At 64.8% G+C, this 22,517-nt stretch carries 23 protein-coding genes; 21 read left to right on the forward strand and 2 right to left on the reverse strand.

Going from position 1 to position 22,517, the window contains the following annotated elements; genetic code table 11:
• Window positions 1–77 precede the first annotated feature (77 nt).
• From JQ587_RS15875 to JQ587_RS15915, 9 genes are read left to right on the forward strand one after another with little or no spacing between them, the layout of a single operon-like run.
• On the forward strand, window positions 78–1,034 hold the full coding sequence (locus JQ587_RS15875; RefSeq protein WP_212298295.1) for an N-carbamoyl-D-amino-acid hydrolase: 957 nt from the start codon (window positions 78–80) through the stop codon (window positions 1,032–1,034).
• A 57-nt stretch (window positions 1,035–1,091) separates the two neighbouring features.
• Complete coding sequence (locus JQ587_RS15880; protein WP_212425882.1) at window positions 1,092–1,919, forward strand: ABC transporter substrate-binding protein; 828 nt, start codon at window positions 1,092–1,094, stop codon at window positions 1,917–1,919.
• Window positions 1,916–2,773, forward strand: a complete 858-nt coding sequence (locus JQ587_RS15885) for an amino acid ABC transporter permease (RefSeq protein ID WP_212425883.1) — start codon at window positions 1,916–1,918, stop codon at window positions 2,771–2,773. The genes JQ587_RS15880 and JQ587_RS15885 overlap by 4 nt, the downstream gene beginning before the upstream one ends.
• Window positions 2,770–3,534, forward strand: a complete 765-nt coding sequence (locus tag JQ587_RS15890; protein ID WP_212425884.1) for an amino acid ABC transporter ATP-binding protein — start codon at window positions 2,770–2,772, stop codon at window positions 3,532–3,534. Before JQ587_RS15885 ends, JQ587_RS15890 begins: the two co-directional genes overlap by 4 nt.
• 16 nt (window positions 3,535–3,550) lie before the next feature.
• Window positions 3,551–4,381, forward strand: coding sequence for an ABC transporter substrate-binding protein (locus JQ587_RS15895; protein ID WP_212425885.1), 831 nt, complete (start codon window positions 3,551–3,553; stop codon window positions 4,379–4,381).
• Window positions 4,368–5,252, forward strand: coding sequence for a polysaccharide deacetylase family protein (locus tag JQ587_RS15900; protein ID WP_212425886.1), 885 nt, complete (start codon window positions 4,368–4,370; stop codon window positions 5,250–5,252). Before JQ587_RS15895 ends, JQ587_RS15900 begins: the two co-directional genes overlap by 14 nt.
• 8 nt (window positions 5,253–5,260) lie before the next feature.
• Window positions 5,261–5,914 (forward strand): aspartate/glutamate racemase family protein, encoded by a 654-nt coding sequence (locus tag JQ587_RS15905; RefSeq protein ID WP_212425887.1) that lies wholly within the window; start codon window positions 5,261–5,263, stop codon window positions 5,912–5,914.
• Between the two features lie 20 nt (window positions 5,915–5,934).
• Window positions 5,935–7,518: an ABC transporter substrate-binding protein gene (locus JQ587_RS15910; RefSeq protein ID WP_212425888.1), complete on the forward strand. Its 1,584-nt coding sequence runs from the start codon at window positions 5,935–5,937 to the stop codon at window positions 7,516–7,518.
• Window positions 7,515–8,885, forward strand: coding sequence for an amidohydrolase family protein (locus JQ587_RS15915; RefSeq protein WP_212425889.1), 1,371 nt, complete (start codon window positions 7,515–7,517; stop codon window positions 8,883–8,885). Before JQ587_RS15910 ends, JQ587_RS15915 begins: the two co-directional genes overlap by 4 nt.
• A 98-nt stretch (window positions 8,886–8,983) precedes the next feature.
• Here the strand turns inward: JQ587_RS15915 and JQ587_RS15920 are convergent, their stop codons facing one another.
• Window positions 8,984–9,883, reverse strand: a complete 900-nt coding sequence (locus JQ587_RS15920) for a LysR substrate-binding domain-containing protein (RefSeq protein ID WP_212425890.1) — start codon at window positions 9,881–9,883, stop codon at window positions 8,984–8,986.
• A 273-nt stretch (window positions 9,884–10,156) separates the two neighbouring features.
• Between JQ587_RS15920 and JQ587_RS15925 the strand changes: the two genes are divergently transcribed.
• From JQ587_RS15925 to JQ587_RS15965, 9 genes are read left to right on the forward strand one after another with little or no spacing between them, the layout of a single operon-like run.
• Complete coding sequence (locus JQ587_RS15925) at window positions 10,157–11,194, forward strand: ABC transporter substrate-binding protein (RefSeq protein ID WP_212425891.1); 1,038 nt, start codon at window positions 10,157–10,159, stop codon at window positions 11,192–11,194.
• 23 nt (window positions 11,195–11,217) lie between these two features.
• Entirely contained in the window at window positions 11,218–12,258 is a 1,041-nt protein-coding gene (locus JQ587_RS15930) for an ABC transporter ATP-binding protein (RefSeq protein WP_212425892.1), read from the forward strand.
• Window positions 12,255–13,130, forward strand: a complete 876-nt coding sequence (locus JQ587_RS15935; protein WP_212425893.1) for an ABC transporter permease — start codon at window positions 12,255–12,257, stop codon at window positions 13,128–13,130. The genes JQ587_RS15930 and JQ587_RS15935 overlap by 4 nt, the downstream gene beginning before the upstream one ends.
• Window positions 13,127–13,933, forward strand: a complete 807-nt coding sequence (locus JQ587_RS15940) for an ABC transporter permease (RefSeq protein WP_212298282.1) — start codon at window positions 13,127–13,129, stop codon at window positions 13,931–13,933. The genes JQ587_RS15935 and JQ587_RS15940 overlap by 4 nt, the downstream gene beginning before the upstream one ends.
• A gap of 8 nt (window positions 13,934–13,941) precedes the next feature.
• Window positions 13,942–15,078 (forward strand): NAD(P)/FAD-dependent oxidoreductase, encoded by a 1,137-nt coding sequence (locus JQ587_RS15945; protein ID WP_212425894.1) that lies wholly within the window; start codon window positions 13,942–13,944, stop codon window positions 15,076–15,078.
• Window positions 15,079–15,106: 28 nt separating this feature from the next.
• Window positions 15,107–15,403 carry a (2Fe-2S)-binding protein gene (locus JQ587_RS15950; RefSeq protein ID WP_018641635.1) on the forward strand — a complete coding sequence of 99 codons (297 nt, stop codon included), beginning with the start codon at window positions 15,107–15,109 and terminating at the stop codon, window positions 15,401–15,403.
• Window positions 15,400–16,818, forward strand: coding sequence for an FAD/NAD(P)-dependent oxidoreductase (locus tag JQ587_RS15955; RefSeq protein ID WP_212425895.1), 1,419 nt, complete (start codon window positions 15,400–15,402; stop codon window positions 16,816–16,818). The genes JQ587_RS15950 and JQ587_RS15955 overlap by 4 nt, the downstream gene beginning before the upstream one ends.
• Entirely contained in the window at window positions 16,815–17,936 is a 1,122-nt protein-coding gene (locus JQ587_RS15960) for an NAD(P)/FAD-dependent oxidoreductase (RefSeq protein WP_212425896.1), read from the forward strand. The genes JQ587_RS15955 and JQ587_RS15960 overlap by 4 nt, the downstream gene beginning before the upstream one ends.
• 12 nt (window positions 17,937–17,948) lie before the next feature.
• On the forward strand, window positions 17,949–18,296 hold the full coding sequence (locus JQ587_RS15965; RefSeq protein ID WP_212425897.1) for a RidA family protein: 348 nt from the start codon (window positions 17,949–17,951) through the stop codon (window positions 18,294–18,296).
• A gap of 5 nt (window positions 18,297–18,301) precedes the next feature.
• Here JQ587_RS15965 and JQ587_RS15970 read toward each other — a convergent pair whose 3' ends face one another.
• A complete protein-coding gene (locus tag JQ587_RS15970; RefSeq protein ID WP_249149270.1) occupies window positions 18,302–19,168 on the reverse strand; it encodes a LysR family transcriptional regulator in 867 nt (288 codons plus the stop codon).
• 165 nt (window positions 19,169–19,333) lie between these two features.
• Between JQ587_RS15970 and JQ587_RS15975 the strand changes: the two genes are divergently transcribed.
• Genes JQ587_RS15975 through JQ587_RS15985 form a run of 3 tightly spaced genes read left to right on the forward strand, consistent with a single transcriptional unit; the run spans window position 19,334 to window position 22,449 of the window.
• Window positions 19,334–20,692, forward strand: a complete 1,359-nt coding sequence (locus JQ587_RS15975; RefSeq protein WP_212425898.1) for an MFS transporter — start codon at window positions 19,334–19,336, stop codon at window positions 20,690–20,692.
• Window positions 20,689–21,189, forward strand: coding sequence for a GAF domain-containing protein (locus tag JQ587_RS15980; RefSeq protein WP_212425899.1), 501 nt, complete (start codon window positions 20,689–20,691; stop codon window positions 21,187–21,189). Before JQ587_RS15975 ends, JQ587_RS15980 begins: the two co-directional genes overlap by 4 nt.
• Before the next feature lie 12 nt (window positions 21,190–21,201).
• Window positions 21,202–22,449: a metal-dependent hydrolase family protein gene (locus JQ587_RS15985; protein ID WP_212425900.1), complete on the forward strand. Its 1,248-nt coding sequence runs from the start codon at window positions 21,202–21,204 to the stop codon at window positions 22,447–22,449.
• Window positions 22,450–22,517: the final 68 nt, after the last annotated feature.

The following is a 22,517-nucleotide window of genomic DNA, read 5'->3' on the forward strand; positions in this document are numbered from 1 at the left end:
ATGGTCGCGGATTTGCATGCTGGATCAAGGGGTTCATTCGCCCATTGAGGCAGCACGCGCACAGATTGGAGGCCATCTTGGTTCGTGTCCTTCGCGCCGCCGCCGCCCAGATGGGGCCGACGCAGAGAGCCGATGCGCGCGAGCATACGCTGTCGCGGATGCTGGCCATGCTGGAGGAAGCTGCGAGCCGCGGCGCCAGCCTCGTGGTGTTTCCCGAGCTTGCCTTCACCACCTTCTTTCCGCGCTGGCTGCTGGAGGGCGCGGCCCTCGAGCAATATTTCGAGCACGGCATGCCCAACCCCGCCGTGGCAAAGCTGTTCGACCGTGCGCGTGCGCTGCGCGTCGGCTTCTATGTCGGCTATGCCGAGCAGACAGCAGAAGGTCGCCGTTATAATTGCGCGATCCTGGTCGATCGCGACGGCGAGATCCTTGGCCGTTATCGCAAGGTGCATCTGCCGGGCTCGGTCGAGCCGCGCGAGGGCGCGCGTTACCAGCAGCTCGAAAAGCGCTATTTCGAATATGGTGACCTCGGCTTTCCTGCGTTTCGTGCCGGCTCGGCCTGGGCGCACGCCATCATGGGCATGATGATCTGCAATGATCGTCGCTGGCCTGAATCCTGGCGCGTGCTTGGCCTGCAGGGCGTCGAGTTGGTCTGCATCGGCTACAATTCGGCGGCCTACGATCCCAATGGCGGCGTCACTGAAGATGCTTCCTTGCGCACCTTCCACTCGACGCTGGTGACGCAGGCCAACGCCTATATGAACGCGACCTGGGCGATCTCGGTCGCCAAGGCGGGCGAGGAGGACGGCTCCGGGCTGATCGGAGGCTCCTGCATCGTCGATCCCAACGGGCGCATCGTCGCGCAGGCCGCGACCCTGACCGACGAGGTGATTGTCGCCGACATCGATCTCGACCTCTGCCGGCAGGGCAAGGACAAGATGTTCAATTTCGCCGCCCATCGGCGGCCCGAGCAATACAGGGTGATCACCGAGCGCGCCGGCGTCATCGAGCCGGCCGTTCTCGATGCGGACTGACGTTGGCACGACGCTGGCAATGGATCGGTAAAGCAAAACGTTGGCAAAGGAGCTGACATGACGCGCCTCTCGTATTTCCTTGGGCTTGCAGCACTGGCTGCGGTGACGTCGGTGCGGGCGGGCGAGCTTCCGGCGGAAATCAAGCAAGCGGGCGCGCTGAAGCTCACGGTCAACTCGACCTACGCGCCGATGGAATATCGCGATCCCGCCAGCAACGAATTGGTCGGCCTCGACATCGATCTCGCCAATGAGCTTGCCAAGCGGTTCGGCGGTCTCAAGATCGTCTGGAGCGAGACGCCGTTCGCCGAGCTGATCCCGTCGCTCCAGACCAAGCGTGCCGATTTCATCATCTCAGGCATCTCCGACCGCGCCTCCCGGCGCGAGAGCGCGGATTTCGTCGACTACTTGACGACCGGACCGCAGTTCTTCGTGATGGCGGAGAGCGAGGCAAAGGCCGCGACCGATCTGTGCGGCAAGAAGGTCGGCACCACCCGCAGCACCAGCTTCCCGGTCGAGATCGAGAAATGGAGCAAGCCAAATTGCGAGGCGGCCGGCAAGCCGGCGATCCAATACGTGCCGGGCGAGAATTCGATCGACGTCCGCAACCAGCTCAAGCAGGGCCGCATCGATGCCGCCGTGCAGGGCAGCGAGACGCTGCCTTATGCGCAGACGCAGGAGCCCGGCAAGTACCGCGTGGTCGGCGAGCCCTTCGCCAGGGGATATCAGGGCATCATGTTCCGCAAGGACGATGCGGTGCTGCGTGAAGCCGTGACGGAAAAGCTCACGGCGATGATCGCCGACGGCGCTTACAAGGCTGTCCTCGACAAATGGGGCCTGGGCGCGAACGCGGTCACCCAGCCCCTGCTGAATGCGGCGCCGCAATGAGGCCGGCGCCGGCACTCGCGGAGGGTTTTCCCGATCTGTCGGGAATGCGGATCGCGCGCGAGCCGCACTGGTTTCGCTGGATCAGCGCGGCCCTGATCGTCCTCGTGCTGGCGGCGATCGTGCGCGCGTTTGCGAACGGCCAGATCGAATGGTCCTATGTGAGCCGCTTCTTGACCGCGAAGGTCATCCTCGAAGGTATCGTCAACACGATGGTGATGGCCGTGCTGGCGATGGCGCTCGGTATCCTTCTCGGCATCGTCGTTGCGATCATGCGGCTGTCACCCAATCCGGTGCTGAAGACGGTCGCTGCCGGCTACACCTGGTTGTTTCGCGGCACGCCGCTGATCCTGCAGCTCCTGTTATGGTTCAACCTCGCGCTGGTGTTTCCAACCATCGGCATTCCCGGCCTCTGGAGTGCGCGCGCCGTCGACGTCATGACGCCGTTTCTTGCGGCACTGCTCGGGCTCGGTATCAACCAGGGCGCCTACACGTCCGAGGTGATGCGCGCCGGCATGCTGTCGGTCGATATCGGACAATATGAAGCGGCGCAGGCGATCGGCATGGGACGGTTGCGCGCGTTGCGGCGGATCGTCCTGCCGCAGGCGATGCGGGTCGTGATTCCGCCGCTCGGCAACGAGTTCATCGGCATGGTCAAGGCGACCTCGCTTGCGAGCGTGATCCAATATCCGGAACTGCTGCACAACGCCGAAAACATCTACTACGCCAACTCCCGCGTGATCGAGCTCCTGATCGTCGCCGGGCTCTGGTACCTGCTCGTGGTCTCATTTCTGACCCCGCTCCAGATGCTGCTCGAGCGGCGCTTTGCACGCGGCACATTGCGGCTTGCGCGATGACAAAACCCCTCGTCGCGATCCGTTCCGTCAGCAAGAATTTCGGAGAGTTCCAGGCTCTCAAGAACGTCTCGCTCGATGTCTGGCCCGGCGAGGTGATGTGTCTGATCGGCGCCTCCGGTTCGGGCAAGACCACACTGCTCCGCTGCATCAACCAGCTCGCCGTGATCGATAGCGGTGGCATTTGGCTCGACGGCGAGCTTTTGGGCGTGCGCGAGCAAGGTGGGCGCCTGCATCGCCTCGGCGAGCGTGAGATCTCCCGGCAGCGTCTGAAAACCGGCATGGTGTTTCAGCGCTTCAATTTGTTTCCGCACAAGACGGCACTGGAGAACATCATCGAGGGTCCGCTTCAAGTCCAGGGCCGCAAAGCCGACGAGGTGTGCGCCGAGGCGCTCGAATTGCTCCGCCGCGTCGGCCTGTCGGCGAAAGCCGACTCCTATCCCGCGCAGCTCTCCGGCGGCCAGCAGCAGCGCGTGGCCATTGCGCGCGCGCTCGCCATGAAGCCGATGCTGATGCTGTTCGACGAGCCGACCAGCGCGCTCGATCCCGAACTCGTCGGCGAGGTGCTCGCCGTCATGAAGGAGCTGGCAAAGAGCGGCATGACCATGATGGTGGTGACGCACGAGCTCGGCTTCGCCCGCGAGGTCGCCGACCGCGTCGTCTACATGGACCAGGGCGCGATCGTCGAGCAGGGCCGCGCTTCCGACGTCTTGGGCGCGCCGCGCGAGGAGCGCACCAAGGCCTTTCTTTCGGCAGTGATCTAGCAGTGGGGGCGAATTGATGAAGAGACCTTTCGTTGCGTCGGCACTTTTGGGGGCCATGACCGTTTGGGCCTTTACGGTCGAAGCATTGGCCATCGAGCTGCCGCCTGACATCGTCAAGCGCGGCAGCGTCAAGGTGGCGCTGGTGCCCAACTATCCGCCGATGGAGTTCCGCGATCCCGCCACCAACGCGCTGTCCGGGTTCGACATCGATCTCGGCGAGGCGATCGGGCGCAAGCTTGGCGTCAAGATCGAATGGACCGAGACCAGCTTCGCCGAGTTCATGCCGTCGATTTCGACGGGCCGGGTGGATGCCATCCTGTCCGGCTTCACCGACTATACGAGCCGGCACGAGATTGCGTCCTTCGTCGATTATCTGCGCAGCGGCCCAAAATTCTTCGTGCAGCAGTCCCGTGCGTCCGAGTTCAAGGAGATGGCTGCGCTGTGCGGCAAGAAGGTCGGCGCCAGCCGCCGCACCATGTTTCCGGCAGAGATCGACAAGTGGAGCCAGAAGAACTGCGCCAGCAATCCGATCCAGTTCGTCGGCACCGACGGCTCGGCCGACGCGCGCACCCAGCTCAGGCAGGGCCGTATCGATGCCGCCGTGCAGGGCAACGAGACGTTGCCCTATCTGATGGATCTCGAGCCGGGCACCTATGCGCCGGTCGGCGACGCGTTTGCGACGCAGTTCACAGGGATTGCGCTCCCGGTCAAGGAAAAGGTGCTGCAGCAGGCGATGGTCGATGCGCTGGATTCGCTGATCGCTGACGGAACGTATCGTACGCTGCTGGCGAAATGGAAACTGAGCGACAACGGAATAGAGAAGGCGACCATCAATGCTGGACAGTAAGGCACTTCAGAGCATCCCGCTCACCCCGGCCAACACGGCGGATCCCGCGCCGGACTATCCCTGGCCGAAGCCATACAAGGCGGCGATGTTCCTCTCGTTCGACGTGGATGCGGAAAGTGCGTGGACCAGCAAGGACGCGGTGCACGCGCAGCGGCTCATCACCATGAGCTATGGCGGCTATGAGGCGCGCGTCGGCACGCCGAAGCTGCTGGAGCTGCTCGATCAGCTTGGTCTCAAGGCGACGTTCTTTGTCACGGGATGGTCGGTCGATGCACATCCGGCGATGGCCGAATCCATCCTCAAGGCAGGCCACGAGATCGGCCATCACGGCTACCATCATCTGCTGCCCGATCCCGGCGATCCCTGGATCGAGGAGGAGATTGAGCGTGGCTTCGAGGCTCTGAAGCGCCGGCTCGGCGTCAAGCCGACCGGCTATCGCGCGCCTTACGGCGAATTCACCGAGGAACTGCGCGTCGCGCTGGTGCGCCACGGCATCGTCTACACTTCCTCCTTCCGCGACGACGTACGGCCCTATCGCCATCGCCTTGCCGACGGCAAGCCCGGCACGATCGAGCTGCCGGTGACCGCGAGCTATGACGACTGGATGCATGGTCTGTCCGCGCGCTTTAGCCCGCGCTCGATCTTTCCCAAGGAGCATGTGCTCTCGATGTGGAAGGACGAGCTCGACGAAGTTCGTGACTGGGGCGCGATGGTGACGACCGTGCTGCATCCGCAATGCAGCGGCCGTCCGATGCGGCTGCGCCTGTTGCGCGAGTTCCTGACCTACGCAAAATCGTGCCCGGACGTCTGGATTACCACCGGCGAGAAGATCGCGGAAAACTTCCTGCGCCACGAGGCCGCCAACCGTTGAGGCATGCCATGACCCGCCGCATCCTCGTCATCAATCCCAACTCCTCGGCGTCGGTGACGGCGGCGATCGACAATGCGGTGGCGCCGCTGCGCATCGCAGGCGGCCCCGGGATCGAGGTGGTCGGCCTCGCCGAGGGGCCACCGAGCATCAGCTCGCAGCGCGATGCCGACGGCGTCGTCATGCCGCTGGTCAATCGCGTCACGCGCGACGACGCGGATGCCTTCGTGCTCGCCTGCTTCAGCGATCCCGGCCTGCATGCGGTGCGTGAAGCCGCCGGCGGCCGCCCGGTGCTCGGCATTGCAGAGTGCGGCATCTTTCGTGCGCTGATGCTGGGCGAGCGTTTTGGCATCATCGCGCTGTCACCGTCGAGCATCCGCCGCCAGCAGCGCATGGCGCGGGTGATGGGCGTGGACAGCCGTTATGCCGGCAGCTGGTCGGTCGGCGCGAGCGCAGCGGAAACGGCGGGCGCGGATATCCGCGGACGGCTGATCGAGGCCGGCCGCGCGCTGGTCACGCAATGCCGTGCCGATGTCGTGGTGATGGGCTGCGCCGGCATGGCGTCGCACCGTGCAGCGATTGCGGAAACGATCGGCGTGCCAGTGGTCGAGCCGGCGCAGCAGGCGGTTGCTGTTGCGATCGGCGCGGTCTTGTTGAATACGTAAATCTTCAGGAGCCTCTGTTAATGCCCATCTCCCGCCGCTCGCTCCTCAAGGCTGCCGCAGCCGCGCCGGCACTTTCGCTGCCAGGCATCGTCCGCGCCGAAGCCCAGAGCACGCTGCGCTTCATTCCCGTCATCGACCTCGCCTTCGTTGATCCCATCTATTCGACTGCGCAGGTGTCGCGAAACCATGGGTTCATGGTCTACGACACGCTGTACGGCATGAGCTTTGCGCTCCACGTTTCGCCGCAAATGCTGTCGGGCCATGCCATCTCCGCCGACCAGCTCCAGTGGGACCTCACGCTGCGTGACGGGCTGTTCTGGCATGACGGCGAGCGCGTGCTCGCCCGCGATTGCGTCGCCAGCATCCGGCGCTGGGCCGCGCGCGACGGTTTTGGCGGCGAACTGATGGAGGCAACCGCTGAGCTGTCGGCAGTTGACGACCGCACCATTCGCTTTCGCTTGAAACGTCCGTTCCCGCTGCTGCCGCAGGCGCTTGGCAAGGCCGCGATCAATGCCTGCTTCATGATGCCGGAGCGGCTGGCGAGCCAGGACCCGTTCAAGCCGCTGACAGAAGTGATCGGCAGCGGTCCGTTTCGCTATCTCGCCGACGAGCGCGTCCAGGGCGCCCGCAATGCCTACGCCAAATTTGAGCGCTATCAACCGCGCACCGACGGCAAGCCGGATTGGACCGCAGGTCCCAAGATCGTCCATTACGACCGGGTGGTCTGGACCACCACGCCCGATGTCGGCACCGGCGTCGCCGCGCTCCAGACCGGCGAGCAGGACTGGCAGGAGACCACGCCGCACGATCTATTGCCGATCATCAGGGCGGCCGGCGACATCGAGACGCGGATCCTCGATCCCCGCGGCTACGCCTGCATGCTGCGTCTCAATCATCTGCAGCCGCCATTCGGCAACCCGGCCATCCGCCGCGCGCTGTTGGGTGCGATCGACCAGGCCGCGTTCATGACCGCTGTTGCCGGCACAGATCCCGCGTTCCAGGTCTCGCCGGTCGGCTACTTTGCGCCGGGTACGCCGATGGCGAGCGATGTCGGCCTCGACGTGTTCCGCGGTCCGCGCAACTACGACAAGGTCAAGGCCGACCTGAAGGCCGCCGGCTACAATGGCGAGAAGATCGTGGTGCTCGTCCCCACCAATTCGCTGGCGCAGAAGCCGCTCGGCGAGATCGCGGTCGACAGCTTGCGCAAGGCCGGCATGAACGTCGAATATGCAGGGCTCGACTTCGCCGTTGTGCTGCAGCGTCAGCTCAAGAAGGACCCGATTGGGCAGGGCGGCTGGAGCGCGGCGGTCGGCAATTGGCAGGGCATCGACTGGCTCAATCCGGCCGGCAACACCAACATTCGCGGCGAAGGCAAGGTCGCCGGCTGGTATGCGAGCGAGAAGATGGGGGGCTTGCGCAGCCAGTGGCTGGCGGCGTCCGAACTCGCCGAGCAGCAGCGCATCTGCCGCGAGATCCAGGCCGTCGCGTTCGAGGAAATCCCCTATATTCCGATCGGCCTGTACAAGCAGCCGACAGCCTATCGCAAAGAGATCACCGGCATTCTCGACGGCACCGCCGTCTTCTGGAACGTGCGCCCCGCATGAGCACCGCAATCTTCGGCAGCTATGTGCTGTCACGCAAAGACGGCGCGCAGGATGTGCTGCGCGACCATTGGGTCCTGGTCGAAGGCAAGACCATCGCCGCAATCACGCGCGACAAGCCCAGCGCGGATCGGGTCTACGATCGCCCCGGCCGTTTCGTGCTGCCGGGCCTCTTGAACCTGCACAATCACTGTTTCTCGGAAGCGGTGGCGCGCAGCCACAGCGAGGACGGCAACGGCCGCAAGAACAACCAGAGCATCGTCTATACGGTGTTGTTGCCGCTGACCAAGCGCGGCGCGGAGATTCTGTCGGCCAGGGAGCGTCTCGCTGTCGCGCGGCTCGGCATCCTCCAGCTGCTCAAGGGCGGCGCCACGACGGTGATGGAGCCGTTCAGGAATTCGATCCCCGAGATGTTCGACGCGGCGGAGGAGATGGGCATCCGCTTCTATGGTGCGCCGTATCTGTTCTCGACCTCCGATGCGAAGGCCGGCCCCGATGGCGTGGTGCGCTATTCCGGCGATGACGGCACCGCCGACATGGCGACATGGGATGCGCTCTACCAGCGCTGGAACAATCGCGGCGACGGCCGCATCAGCCTGGCGATGAGCCCGCATGCGACCGATACCTGTGGTCCGGATCTGCTCAAAGCCTGCGCGATACGTGCACGCGAGCTCGGCGTGCCCATCACGACGCACATGGCGCAGAGCCGTGCCGAGGTCGAGACCATCGGCAAGCGCTATGGCGGACGCACGCCGGCGGAATATCTGGACTGGCTCGGCCTGCTGGCGCCCGATCTGATGGCGGCGCACTGCATGTTCAGCAGTGACGACGATCTCAAGCTGATGGCCGCGCGCGGCATGACTGTCCTCAATTGCCCGCGCGTGTTCGCGCGCGCCGGCGTCACCGCGGCGTTCAGCCGGTTCGCGGAGCATGGCGTCCGCACGGTAGTAGGCACCGACGGCTACAACATGGACCTGCTCGGCGAGCTCAATGCGGCCTCGCTGATCTCCAAGGTCACCTCGCAACGTGCCGATGTCGCGAACTCGCCGGAGCTGATCGAGGCGAACACGGCTGTCGCCGCAGACGCGATCAAGCGGCCGGATCTCGGCCGGATCGAGCCGGGCGCCACCGCCGATCTCACCGTCGTCGATCTCACCCATCCGCATCTTCAGCCGCTGTTCGATCCGCGCCGCGCGCTGATCGCGCTCGCCAACCGCGCCAACATCGATCAGGTCATGGTCGATGGCCGCATGCTGGTCGATGAGGGGCGCTATCTTGGCGCGGATGAAGCCGCGATCACCGCGGCGGGCGCCGCCGCGATCGGCAAGATCTGGGATCTGCCGGAGGCGCAGGCCGCGTTCAACGGCTGAGGGCGCCTCGACGAAGAAGGTGTGCTCCCTCTCCCGCCGCAAGCGGGAGAGGTTGCAGCGGGCTCGTGGCGAGATCGATTCAACTCAAAGCGCAACGGCTAGCTCTCGAACTCGACAAGGGATTTGCGGATGGTCTCGACCAGGTCGAGCGCGACCGGCGAGGGGCTTCGCTGCGCCGGAAACACCGCGGAGAACTCGAAGTCGATGCGCGGCAGGAAGCGGCGCACGACGACGCCGCGGGTGGAAAATTCCTGCGCGGTAAAGGGGTCGCAGATCGCAACGCCAAGTCCCGATGACACCAGGCCGCACATGATCTCGGATAGCGCGGTCTCCACGCGCAGCACGCGGCGGACATCGTGACGATGGAAGATCTGGTCGACGAGGTGCCGGCTCGACGATCCCGCCGACAGCGAGATGAACGTCTCGCCCTCGAAGTCGCGTGGCTCCAGGACCTCCTTTTCCGCGAGGCGATGACCTGTCGGCAGCACCGCGACGCGCGCCGGCGCCGGCAGCTTCTGGCTCGGCAGGCCGGAATGGGCGATCGGCACCTCGGCAAAGCCGACGTCGCACTGATTGTTGAGCACCCAATCGACCACGATCGGAGAGATGACGCCGAAGAAGGCAAGGTTGAGATTGGGTCGGTCTTTCAGGAACTGACCGGTCAGACGCGGCAGGTAGCCGTTCGACAGCGCAGGTAGGGCGGCGATCCGCAGCGAGCCGGTGCGGCGGCCGCGAATTTCTTCCGCCGCTGCGGTGATGCGTTCGAGGCCGATGAAGGAACGCTCCACCTCAGTATAGAGCGCCATCGCCGCCGCGGTCGGCACGAGGCCCGTGCCGCGCCGTTCGAACAGCTCCATCTTCAGCAGCGCCTGAAAGTCGCGCAGCAGCCGGCTCACCGCCGGCTGCGTCACCACCATCAGCTTGGCGGCCTCGGTGACGCTGCCGGTCAGCATCGTCGCGCGGAAGGCCTCCACCTGCCGCGAATTAATCCGCACCATCTCGATTTCCATTCATAATATTTGAGCATGCAGACGGTGCCATTATTCATTGGACGATGGAAGCTTGGGTTTGCGATCTTTTTCATCAGAGCCGGAGTCGGCCCGCTTTTTCGGCAGATTGGAGGGGTTCAACCCTCCAGATCGCGCCAAAACCAGCCGAACAGGGACCGGTGCCCGTTCGGAGAAGGTTTGCGCGGAAGGAAATGCGGCAACGCGCTTCGGCCAGTGATTTGTCGGCACGTCACCTCATTCCGGTATTGGAGATCGGTCCACATGAAGACTTTTCGCCTTCTGACCGCGGTCAGCATCGCTGCTCTCATCGCCGTTCCGTCCGCCGCCTCGGCCCAGCAGAAAACGCTCTATGTCGCCGGCTATGGCGGCTCGTTCGAGAAGACGATCCGCGACGAGGTGATCCCGGCCTTCGAGAAGGAGAACGGCGTCAAGGTCGAGTACGTCGCCGGCAATTCCACCGATACGCTGGCCAAGCTCCAGGCGCAGAAGGGCAATCAGCAGATCGACGTCGCCATCGTTGACGACGGCCCGATGTACCAGGCGATCCAACTCGGCTTCTGCGGCAAGCTCGACGGTCTGCCGGCTTCTGATCTCTACGACACCGCGCGCTTCAAGGATGATCGCGCGGTTGCGATCGGCATCGTCGCGACCGGTCTGATGTACAACACGAAGGTGTTTGCCGAAAAAGGCTGGGCGCCACCGACCTCGTGGAACGACCTGAAGGACACGAAATACGCAAAACAGCTCGTGATCCCGCCGATCAACAATACCTATGGCCTCGAAGCACTGGTGATGCTGTCAAAGATGAACGGTGGCGGCGAGTCCAACGTCGATTCCGGCTTCAAGATCTTCAAGGAAGAGATCAATCCGAACGTGCTCGCCTACGAGCCGTCGCCGGGCAAGATGACCGAGCTGTTCCAGTCCGGCCAGGCCGTGATCGCGGTGTGGGGCACCGGCCGTGTGCAGAGTTTTGCGAATACCGGCTTCCCGGTCGACTTCGTCTACCCGAAGGAGGGCGCGGCGACGCTGCTGACGACGGCCTGTCCGATCACCAAGCCGAACGCCTCGCCGCTGGCGTCCAGCTTCGTCAAGATGCTGCTCGATCCCAAGATCCAGCTCGTGATGCTGAAGGACTACGGCTACGGCCCGGTGCTGAAATCCCTGAAGGTGCCGCCGGAACTCGGCAAGATGGCGCCGATCGGCGAGCGCGCGGCCAAGCTCTATAATCCGGACTGGGCCGTCATCAACGAGAAGCGCGAGGACTGGACCAAGCGCTGGAACCGCGAGGTCGAACGCTGATCGGTCGCAGCGGAGACAGCGTCATGGCCTTTCTCGAGCTCGATCGGGTCGCAAAACAGTTCGGCGCGACGACTGTGGTCGATGACTTCAGTCTCGCGGTGGGCAAGGGGGAGTTCATCTCCTTCCTTGGCCCCTCCGGCTGTGGCAAGACCACGACCTTGCAGATGATCGCGGGCTTTCTTGATCCTACAAGCGGCGCGATCCGCCTGGAGGACAAGGACCTGACCGCGATCCATCCCGCGAAACGTGGGCTCGGCATCGTGTTCCAAAGCTACGCGCTGTTTCCGCACATGACGGCGGCGGAGAACGTCGCGTTCGGCCTCGAGATGCGCAACGTGCCGCGCAATGAGCGGGGCGAGCGCGTCCGCTCCGCGCTCGCAATGGTGGGCCTCGCCGGCTACGAGGACCGCCATCCGCGCCGCATGTCCGGCGGCCAGCAGCAGCGCGTGGCGCTGGCGCGCGCGCTGGTGATCAAGCCGAGCGTGCTGCTGCTCGACGAGCCGCTGTCGAACCTCGACGCCAAGCTGCGCGAGGAGATGCAGATCGAGCTGCGCCAGATCCAGCGCACCATCGGCACCACCACGATCCTGGTCACCCACGATCAGAACGAGGCGATGTCGCTGTCCGACCGCATCGTGGTGATGAGCCAGGGCAAGATCGAGCAGATCGGCACGCCGCAGGAGACGTACGAAAGACCGGCCTCGGCCTTCGTTTCGCAGTTTTTGGGCAAGACCAACGATTTTGCCGGCACGATCGATCGGACCGTGGCGCCTGGGCAGTTGGTGGCAGGCTCGTGGAGCGCGCCGGCGCCGGCAGGCGTGAGCGGCCCTGTCACCGTCAGCATTCGCCCCGAACGCATCGGCTTCGGAGATGCCGGCCTTAGCGCGAAGATCGTCACGCGCATCTTCCAGGGCAATCACTGGCTGTTTCAGTGTGACAGCGAATGCGGCCCGGCGATCGTGATCCGCCAGAATGACGGCAAGGCGCAGCCGGCCGAAGGCGAGGCGGTTCGACTCGCCTGGCGGCCCGAGGACATGAGCGTGCGTGCGAGGGCCGGCGCATGAGCGCGGCCGCGGAGGAGCGCGGCGCGCGTGCGCCCTGGGCGCTGACCGCGCCCGCCCTGATGCTGTTCGTCGGCGTGCTGCTGATTCCGCTGGCGATGACCGTGATGCTGTCGTTCCATGATTGGGGTCAGTACAAGGGCATCGAGCCGGTCTTCATCCTCAAGAACTGGCGTGAGATCGCGACCGATCCCTATTACGCCGAGATGTTCTGGCGGACGTTTCGGATCGCGATCCTGACCACGCTGCTCACCGCGCTGCTTGGTGCACCCGAGGCCTACATCCTCAACCGCATGAGTGGTCGCTGGAAGAGCTTTTTCCTGCTGGTCATTCTCGGGCCGCTGCTGATCTCCGTGGTCGCGCGCACGCTCGGTTGGGCGCTGCTGTTCGGCGGCAACAACGGTCTCGTCAACAAGCTCTTGATGTCGCTCGGCGCGATCCGTTCACCCATTCCCTTCATGTTCACCGAAACCGGCATGGTCGTCGCGCTCGCGCATGTGATGATGCCGTTCATGGTGCTGTCGGTATGGGCGGCGCTGCAGCGGCTCGATCCGCAGATCGAGAATGCTGCGATGTCGCTCGGCGCAGGACCCGTGACCATCATCCGCCGCATCATCATGCCGCAGATCATGCCTGGCGTGCTGTCGGGCGCGATCATCGTGTTCTCGCTCTCGGCCAGCGCCTTCGCGACGCCCGCCATCATCGGCGGCCGCCGGCTCAAGGTCGCGGCGACGCTCGCCTATGATGAATTCCTCAACACGCTCAACTGGCCGCTGGGAGCCGCCGTCGCGACACTGCTGCTGGTCGCGCTGGTGCTGATCGTCGTCGGCAGCAATGCCCTGATCGAACGCCGCTATGCAGAGGTGTTCCGATGAGACGGAACGGCCCGCTCGCCCTGATCTTCCATACCATCTTCGTCATCGTCATGGTGGCGCCGATCCTGGTGGTCTGCCTCGTCGCCTTCACACCCGAAGGCTTCCTGTCGTTGCCGACCAACGGCTTTTCGCTGCGCTGGTTCAGGACCATCGCGAACTACCCTGAATTCATCCACGCGTTCTGGGTCAGCCTCGGGCTTGGCGCCTTGTCGTCCTTCGTCGCGTTGCTGTTCGCCGTGCCGGCCGCGCTCGCGATTGCGCGCTATCGCTTTCGCGGGCGTGATGCGCTGGCGGCGCTGTTCCTGTCGCCGCTGATGATCCCGCATGTGGTGCTCGGCATCGCCTTCCTGCGCTTCTTCACCTCGGCCGGGCTCGGCGGCAGCTTTGCCGCGCTGATCATCGCCCATGTCATCATCGTGTTTCCGTTCGCGCTGCGGCTGACGCTGGCGGCAGCAACCGGCATGGACCGCACGGTCGAGATGGCCGCAGTCTCGCTCGGCGCCGGCGGCTGGACGCTATTCCGCCGCGTGACTTTGCCCCTGATCTTGCCGGGCGTGATCAGCGGCTGGGCGCTTGCCTTCATCCAGTCCTTCGACGATCTCACCATGACCGTCTTTCTTGCAGCGCCCGGCACCGAGACGTTGCCTGTGCGCATGTTCCTTTATATTCAGGACAACATCGATCCGCTGGTGACGTCGGTCTCGGCGTGCGTGATCGCTGTTACCATGACCGCCCTCATCCTGCTCGACCGCTTCTACGGGCTCGACCGTGTGCTCGCCGGCAAGGGCGATACGGGACGATAGGAGAACCCATGTCCAGGGAATACGACGTCGCCGTTGTCGGCGGCGGACTGCTCGGCTCCGCCATTGCCTGGGGCCTCGGAAGGCTCGGCAAGCGCGTCGCCGTGCTCGACGAAGGCGACATCACCAAGCGCGCCTCGCGCGCGAACTTTGCTCTGGTCTGGGTCCAGAGCAAGGGCCTCGGCATGCCCGCCTATACGGTGTGGACCGTGCGCGCGTCGGAAGCGTGGGGCCGGCTCGCCTCGGAGCTAAAGGAGCAGACAGGGCTCGACGTTTCTCTGCAGCAAAATGGCGGCTTCCATCTGACGCTCGGCGACGACGAATTCGGTCAGCGCACCGAGCTCGTCAAGCGTATGCACAATCAGACGGGTGCCGCCGACTACAAGATGGAGATGCTCTCGGCATCCGAGGTGAAGAAGTCGCTGCCGCTGATCGGGCCGGAAGTCTCGGGCGGCAGCTATTGTCCGCTCGACGGCCACGTCAATTCGCTTCGCACCTTCCGCGCCTTCCACACCGGCTTCAGGGAATTCGGCATCGACTATCTACCGGAGCTGCCGGTCTCGGCGATCAGCAAGAGCGGCGGCGAGTTCTGCCTGACCACGCCGAAGGGGGAGCTGCGCGCCGCCAAAATCGTGCTCGCCGCCGGCAATGCCAACCAGACGCTCGCGCCGATGGTCGGCCTCTATGCGCCGATGGGGCCGACCCGCGGTCAAGTCGTCGTAACCGAGCGCACCATGCCGTTCCTGCCGCATCCGCTGACCACGATCCGCCAGACCGACGAGGGCACGGTGATGATTGGCGACAGCAAGGAAGACGAACTGGACGATCGCACGCTGAAGCATTCGATCAGCGCTGTCATGACAGATCGCGCCCAGCGGATGTTTCCGCATCTCGCGCGGCTCAACGTCGTCCGAAGCTGGGCCGGCATCCGCGTGATGCCGCAGGACGGCTTTCCGATCTACGACCAGTCGGAGACGCATCCCGGCGCCTTCGTCGCCTGTTGCCATTCCGGCGTGACGCTCGCCTCCAACCACGCCTTCGAGATCGCGCGCATGGTGGCGCAAGGCGCGCTCGAGCCGGAGTTGGTCGGTGCGTTCTCTGCAAGCCGCTTCGGCGGCGCGGGCGCTGCGAACAACAGCGGATATTAGAGATACTGAAGGAGCCAAGAGGCATCCCATGTTTAGACGATCCGAACAGGACAAGCGCCCGCAAGTGCAGATCTTCGTCGATGGCGTCGCCGTCGCGGCGCGTCAGGGCGACACCGTGTCCGCCGCGCTGCTGGCGTCCGGTCAGGACGCGCGGCGCTCGACGGCAGTGAGCGGCGCGCCGCGTCTGCCCTATTGCATGATGGGGGTGTGCTTCGATTGCCTCGTCACCATTGACGGCGTCGGCAATCGGCAGGGCTGCCTCGTGCCCGTCGCCGAGGGCATGCAGATCGAGATTCAGAAGGGCAAGCGGGAGATCGGAAGATGACTGTGGCTCCCAAGCGCGAAGACTACGACGTCGTGGTCATCGGCGCAGGACCTGCCGGTCTTGCCGCTGCCGCGACATCCGCCGAAGCTGGCCTCTCGACGCTGTTGCTCGACGAGAACATCGGCCCCGGTGGCCAGGTGTTCCGAGCCATCGCCTCGACACCTGTGACAGACCGCAATCAACTCGGTGCCGACTATTGGGTCGGTGCCGATCTTGTGCAGGCGCTACGCGCGAGCAGTGCCGAGGTCATTCACCGCGCCACCGTCTGGAGCCTCGATCGCAACCTCGATATCGCTGTCTCGGTCGGCGGCGCGTCCGCTTTCGTCAAGGCCAAGCGCGTAATCCTCGCGACCGGCGCGCTGGAGCGGCCGTTTCCGATTCCCGGCTGGACCCTGCCGGGCGTGATGACCGCGGGCGCGGCGCAGACAATGCTGAAATCATCAGCCCTCGTGCCGGACGGCCGCACCGTGATCGCGGGGCAGGGACCGCTGCTCTGGCTGCTCGCCGCACAGATCCTGCGCCTCGGCGGCCGCATCGACCGCATCCTCGACACCACCGAGCGCGGCAATTATTTCGCCGCGCTGCCCCACGCGTTCGCGTTCCTGACCTCGCCCTATTTCGCCAAGGGCCTGTCGATGATGCGTGAGGTCAAGGCCAAGGTGCAGGTCGTCTCCGGAGTCACCGAGCTTGCGGCATCTGGCGACGGCCAGCTTGCGAGCGTGAGCTATGTTGCGGGCGGCAAACGCGAGACCATTCCTGCCGATCTGCTGCTGCTGCATCAGGGCGTCGTGCCCAACGTTAATCTGGCAATGTCGGCGGACGTCGAGCATCGCTGGGACGATCTGCAATTGTGCTGGTCGCCCGTGCTTGATGCGAGCGGCAATTCATCGATCGCGGGCATTGCGATTGCCGGTGATGGCGCGGGTATCGGTGGTGCCAATGCCGCCGTGGTCCGTGGCCGCATCGCGGCGCGCGCAGCGGTGGAAGCTCTGGCGCCCGTGGCTGCCGCAAAGCTGCCGGCGATGGCAACGCTCCGCGCCGACCTTGCCAAGGCTGAACGCGGCCGGGTCTTCCTCGATACGCTGTTCCGCCCTGCGTCTCAGTTCCGCATTCCCTCAGGCGAGACCATCGTCTGCCGCTGCGAAGAGGTCACCGCCAAGGACGTTCTCGATTCCGTCGCGATCGGCGCGACCGGGCCGAACCAGCTCAAGGCCTATCGCCGCACCGGCATGGGCCCGTGCCAAGGCCGGCTCTGCGGCCTCACCGTCACCGAGCTGATGGCGCAGGCGCGTGGCAAGACTCCGCAGGAGATTGGCTATTACCGGCTGCGCGCGCCGGTGAAGCCGATCACGCTTGCCGAGCTCGCCGCCGTCCCGAAGAGCGAGGCTGATATCAATGCCGTGGTGCGCGGGTGAGCCGAAACGTGGATGCGATCGTCATTGGCGGCGGCATCCATGGATGCTCGACAGCGCTGCATTTGTGCCTTGCCGGCCTGAAGCCGGTGCTGATCGAGAAGGACTATGCCGGCCGTCACGCCTCCGGCGTCAATGCCGGCGGCGTTCGCCAGCTCGCGCGGCACGTCCCCGAGATCCCGCTGTCGATCCGCTCGATGGGGATCTGGGAGAAGATCAAGGATCTCCTCGACGACGATTGCAGCTTCGAGAGCCACGGCCAGGTACTGGTTGCGGAGAATGAGGAGGAGCTCACCGTCTGCCGCACGCGCGTCGCCGAGCTCAACGCGCTCGGTTTTACCCATGAAGAGCTGATCGACGCGGCTGAACTGCGGCGCCTCGTGCCCGCGGTGGCCGAGACCTGTCCCGGCGGCGTGGTCTCGCGCCGCGACGGCGCAGCCAATCCGGCGCAGACCACGACGGCGTTCCGGCGCAAGGCCCAGCAGCTCGGGGCGATTGTGCGCGAGGGCGTCGCGGCCAGCAACATCCGCTATAGCGATGGCCTCTGGTACGTCGATGCCGGCACGGAGACCTTTGCCGCGCCGGTGCTGGTCAATGCCGCGGGGGCCTGGGCCGGCAGGATCGCGGCTGCGCTCGGCGAGCCTGTGCCGGTCGAGACCGTGGCGCCGATGCTGATGATCACCTCGCGCGTGCCGCACTTCATCGATCCCGTCGTGATCCTGCGCGGGCGAAAACTCTCCTTCAAGCAATTCTCCAACGGCACCGTGCTGATCGGCGGCGGCCATCTGGCAACGCCCTATCAGGATCGCAACGAGACAGTGCTGGACTGGCAGAGCCTCGCCGTCAGCGCGCGCACCGTGTTCGAGCTGTTCCCGGTGATGCGAAGTGCCACGATCGTGCGTGCCTGGGCCGGCATCGAGGCGAAGATGAAGGACGACATTCCCGTGTTCGGGCCGAGTAGCCGCCACAGGGGGCTCTACCACCAGTTCGGCTTCTCGCTGCACGGCTTCCAACTCGGCCCCGGCGCCGGCGCCGTGATGGCGGAGCTGATCGTCAACGGCGGCACCCAGACGCGCGTCAGCGATCTCGGTATCGACCGCTTCCATCCCTCCACACTCTAAGAAGAAGACATCATGAGCATCATCCGCAGCATCCGTACGCCCATCATGCACCGCGCGGTCGAAGCCAACGGATTCGTCTTCGTCGGCGGCACCATCGCCGACGATACCTCGGTCTCGATGGGCGACCAGACCCGCAACATCCTCGGCAAGATCGCCGGCTACCTGAAGGAAGCCGGCACCGACAAGAGCCGCGTTGTCAGCGCCTCGATCTTCGTCACGCATCTCTCCAAGAAGAAGGAGATGGATGCAGCCTGGACCGAGTTCTTCGGCGACAATCTGCCGACCCGCGCCACCGTCGGCGTCGCCGATCTCGGCGGCGGGGCGCTGATCGAGGTGGTCGTCACCGCGCTCAAGGGCTGATCCGGTCAGGCAGTTCTGGCGAACATTCCAACCAGGGTCTCGCGCAGCCAGCGCTGCGCGGGAACGGTATCGTTGCGCTGGTGCCAGAACAGGCTGACGATGCGCGCCGGTGCCTGGAGCGGAAGCGGCATCGCGTGCAGAAACGGCGCATGGCGCGACTCGGAGCGGAGGTCGCGCGGCAGGACCGCGATGAGATCGGATTGCCGCACGGTCTCGTAGGCGGCGCTGTAATGGTTCACGGTTGCCACCAGATTGCGCGACATCCCGCGCGAGGCGAGGAACAGATCGTAGGACGGCTGCGTCTTTCCTGCCAGGCTCACATCGACATGCCGCGCGTTGAGAAAGGCGCGCGTGCCGAGCCGCTTCCCGGCGGCGAGCGGATGGCCGCGCCGCATGAAGCAGGCATAATCGACGGTCCAGAGCGAGCGTGAGCGAATGGAGGCCGGCTGCTGCGCCTCGTTGACATAGACGCTCAAGACGCAATCCACCCTGTTGTCCTCGAGTTGGTCGGCGATCTCCACGACGGTGTTCGGGACGGTGTGGACGCGCGACTTCGGTGCGACCTTGTCCAGATGCTTCAGCAGGTCCGGCATCACCAGCGAGGCCACATAGTCCGACATCGACAGGGTGAACTCGGTCTGGGCGCGGCCGGGATCGAACACCTGCTCGTCGAGCGCGCTGCGCATGCTTTCGAGCGCTTCGCCGATCGGCTCCCACAGCACCACGGCGCGCTGCGTGGGGCGGATCCCGGTGCCTGATCGCACGAACAAGGGATCGCCGAGCGCATCACGCAAACGCGCGAGCGCGTTGCTGACTGCGGGTTGGGTCATCGTCAGCGCGCTTGCGGCGCGCGTGACGCTGCCCTCGGTCATCAGCGCCTCGAAGACTTTCAGGAGGTTGAGGTCGAGCGCGCGAAACGACACACATTCACCGTGGTGATATATTAGATCAAGATTATAAATTATGACGATAATGTCACCTTGTCTATGGTTCCCTCCCGAGCGAGGCGCGGCGTACCGCATTCAAGGGGGATTTTCATGTCAATGATCTCGGCGCGCATCGAGCGCCTTCCGTTTGCACGCTTCCACAAGCACCTGCTGCTGATGGGCGGGCTCGGCTACATGTTCGACGCGATGGACGCGGCGGTGCTGGCGTTCATCCTGCCCGTGTTGCGCACGGCGTGGAATCTGTCGAGCGTCGAGATCGGTGTGCTCGGCAGCAGCACCTATATCGGCTTTCTCTTTGGCGCCCTGTTTGCCGGCACGCTCGGTGACCTGATCGGGCGGCGTGCGGTGATGATGTCGGCCCTGGCTCTCTACTGCGTGGCATCCATCGTCAGCGCGATGGTCGATACATGGTCGTCGTTCTTTGTCGCTCGCATCATCGCTGGTATGGGGACCGGTGCCGAGAGCGCGATTATCGCGCCCTATCTCGCGGAGTTCGTGGCGCGGCGTTACCGCGGCAGCTTCACCGGTGCCCTGGCCGGCTTCTTCTCCTTCGGCTTTGTGGCGGCGGCCCTGCTCGGCTACTTCATCGTGCCCTCCTACGATAATGGCTGGCGCATCGTGCTCGTGATCACGGCCGTGCCGGTCGTCATGCTGCTGTGGTGGCGGCGGGCGCTGCCGGAATCGCCGCGCTGGCTCGAAAGCCGCGGGCGGGAGAAGGAAGCTGAAGCCGTGCTGGATCGAATCGAGGCAGGCTTTGCCCGCGAGGGCCGTGTGTTGCCGCCGCCGGTCGTCGAAGCCGCGGCGCCCACCGGCACCGGCGGAACGCTGCTTGCCAATTTCGCCGCACTTTTGGCCGCACGTCAGGCACGCATCACCATCATGACCTGGATCATGTGGCTCGCGATCACCTTCAGCTATTATTCCTTCTTCGTCTGGATTCCCGGCCTTCTGGTCCAGAACGGCATGAGCATCACCAAGAGCTTCGGCTATTCGATCGCAATCTATTGCGCGCAGATCCCCGGCTATTTCAGCGCGGCGTATTTCAACGAGCGTATCGGCCGGCAGGCGACCATTGCGACCTATATGGTGCTCGGCGGCATCAGCGCGCTTGGCCTCGCCTTCGCCCAGACGGATCAGCACATCATACTGGCGGGAATTCTGTTGTCGCTGTTCATGAACGGCACCTATGCGGGCGTCTATGCCTACACTGCCGAGGTGTTCCCGACACCGATCCGGACCACCGGTGCCGGGCTTGCTTCGGCGATCGGTCGCATCGGTGCCATCGTGTCGCCAATCCTGGTCGGCTACCTCTATCCCAATTTCGGCTTCGCCGGCGTGTTCGGCGTCACCACCACGGTGCTGCTGTTGGGAGCTGTCACCGTCGTCTTGATGGGCGTGCCGACGCGGGGTCGTTCTCTGGAAGAGATTGCGACGGGTGAGGTTGCATGACGCGGACCAAAGCCAAGGCCGATCCGGGGCTCTGTGCCGTCGCGGCGGCGCAGAGCAAGGTGGACCAGCCGGGCGCGCTGTTTGCAGCGCTCGACCGGGCCCTCAAGTCGGCGATTGGGCACAAGCTGTTCACGATCCTGACTTATGACGGCGAGGCCGGTGAGGCCGCGCGGATCTATTCCAATCTTCCCGGCTCCTATCCCACGGGCGGACGCAAGCGCCTGGCGCCGGGACCGTGGACAGAAGCCGTGCTTGACCGCGGCGAAGCCTATATCGGCCGCACGCAGGACGATTTGCGCAGCGTATTTTCTGATCACGAACTGATTGCCTCGCTTGGCTGCGCCAGCGTGCTCAACATGCCCGTGCGCTGGCGAGGACGCACGCTTGGTTCACTCAATCTGCTGCACGAGGCGGGCTGGTATGACGAGGACGACGTCGCCGCCTGTCTCCCCTTTGCCCAGATGACATTGCCGGCACTCCTTGCGCCGGCTCTCTGAGAGGAAACCACCATGCCCAGCATCCTCTTCAAGAATGCCGCTCTGCTTGACCCGCTCCAGCCGGAATTGTTGACGGACCATGACGTGCTGGTCGAGGACAATCTGATCAAGGAGGTCTCGGACCGGCCGATCAAGGTCACCGCTGATCGAACCATCGATCTGGAGGGCAAGACGCTGATGCCCGGCCTGATCGACCTTCACGTGCACACCATCGCCATCGAGCTCAACCTGGCGCAGCAGGTCCACATTCCCAACGTGCTGGTGACGCTGCGCTCGACGCTACTGCTGCGCGGCATGCTGCGGCGAGGCTTTACGACCGTCCGCGATGCCGGCGGCGCCGGCCATGCGATGAAGCAGGCCATCGAGACCGGCCTGACCGACGGCCCGCGGCTGTTCGTGTCCGGCCGCGCGCTCAGCCAGACCGGCGGGCATGGCGACATGCGGGCGCGCTCGGATTATCTCGCCAGCGACACGACGTGTCCCTGCTGCGTGCGCGTCGGTGCGCTGGCGCGTGTTGCCGACGGTGTCGACGGCGTGCGCAGGGCGGTGCGCGAGGAGCTGCAGATGGGCGCCGACCAGATCAAGATCATGGCGTCCGGCGGCGTCGCCTCTCCGACCGATCCGGTCGGCGCCTTCGGCTACTCCGAGGACGAGATTCGCGCCATCGTCGAGGAAGCGCAGGGCCGCCAGACCTATGTGCTCGCCCACGCCTATACTGCAGCGGCGATCGCGCGCGCGGTCCGCTGCGGGGTGCGCACCATCGAGCACGGCAATCTCGTCGACGAGGCGGCCGCGCGGCTGATGGCCGAGAAGGGCGCCTATGTGGTCCCGACGCTCGTGACCTATGAGGCTCTCGCCAATGAGGGGGCACAATACGGCCTGCCGCCGGAAAGCGTCGCCAAGATCGCCGACGTCCGCGATGCCGGCCTGCGCTCGCTCGAGATCTATCGCAAGGCCGGGGTGAAGATGGGCTACGGCAGCGATCTGCTTGGACCGTCGCAGCGGCTCCAGAGCGATGAATTCCGCATTCGCGCGGAAATTCTCGGCGCGCGCGAGGTCATCACTAGCGCGACATTGATCGGTGCCGAAGTGCTCGGCATGCAGGGCAAGCTCGGCCGGATCGTGCCCGACGCTCTTGCGGATCTGCTGGTCGTCGATGGCAATCCACTGCGCGACGTTACGTGTCTGCTCGGTCAGGGCGAGCACATTCCGCTAGTGATGAAGGCGGGCAAGGTTCAATTCGACAGGCTGGCCGCGTAGCTGCCGTTTGCGCCAGGTGCGGCTTGATCTCCAACCTCAGCAGGGCTAATTAACAGTTCTCAATCAGG

Source organism: Bradyrhizobium manausense (assembly GCF_018130615.1).
Classification (GTDB): domain Bacteria; phylum Pseudomonadota; class Alphaproteobacteria; order Rhizobiales; family Xanthobacteraceae; genus Bradyrhizobium; species Bradyrhizobium manausense_A.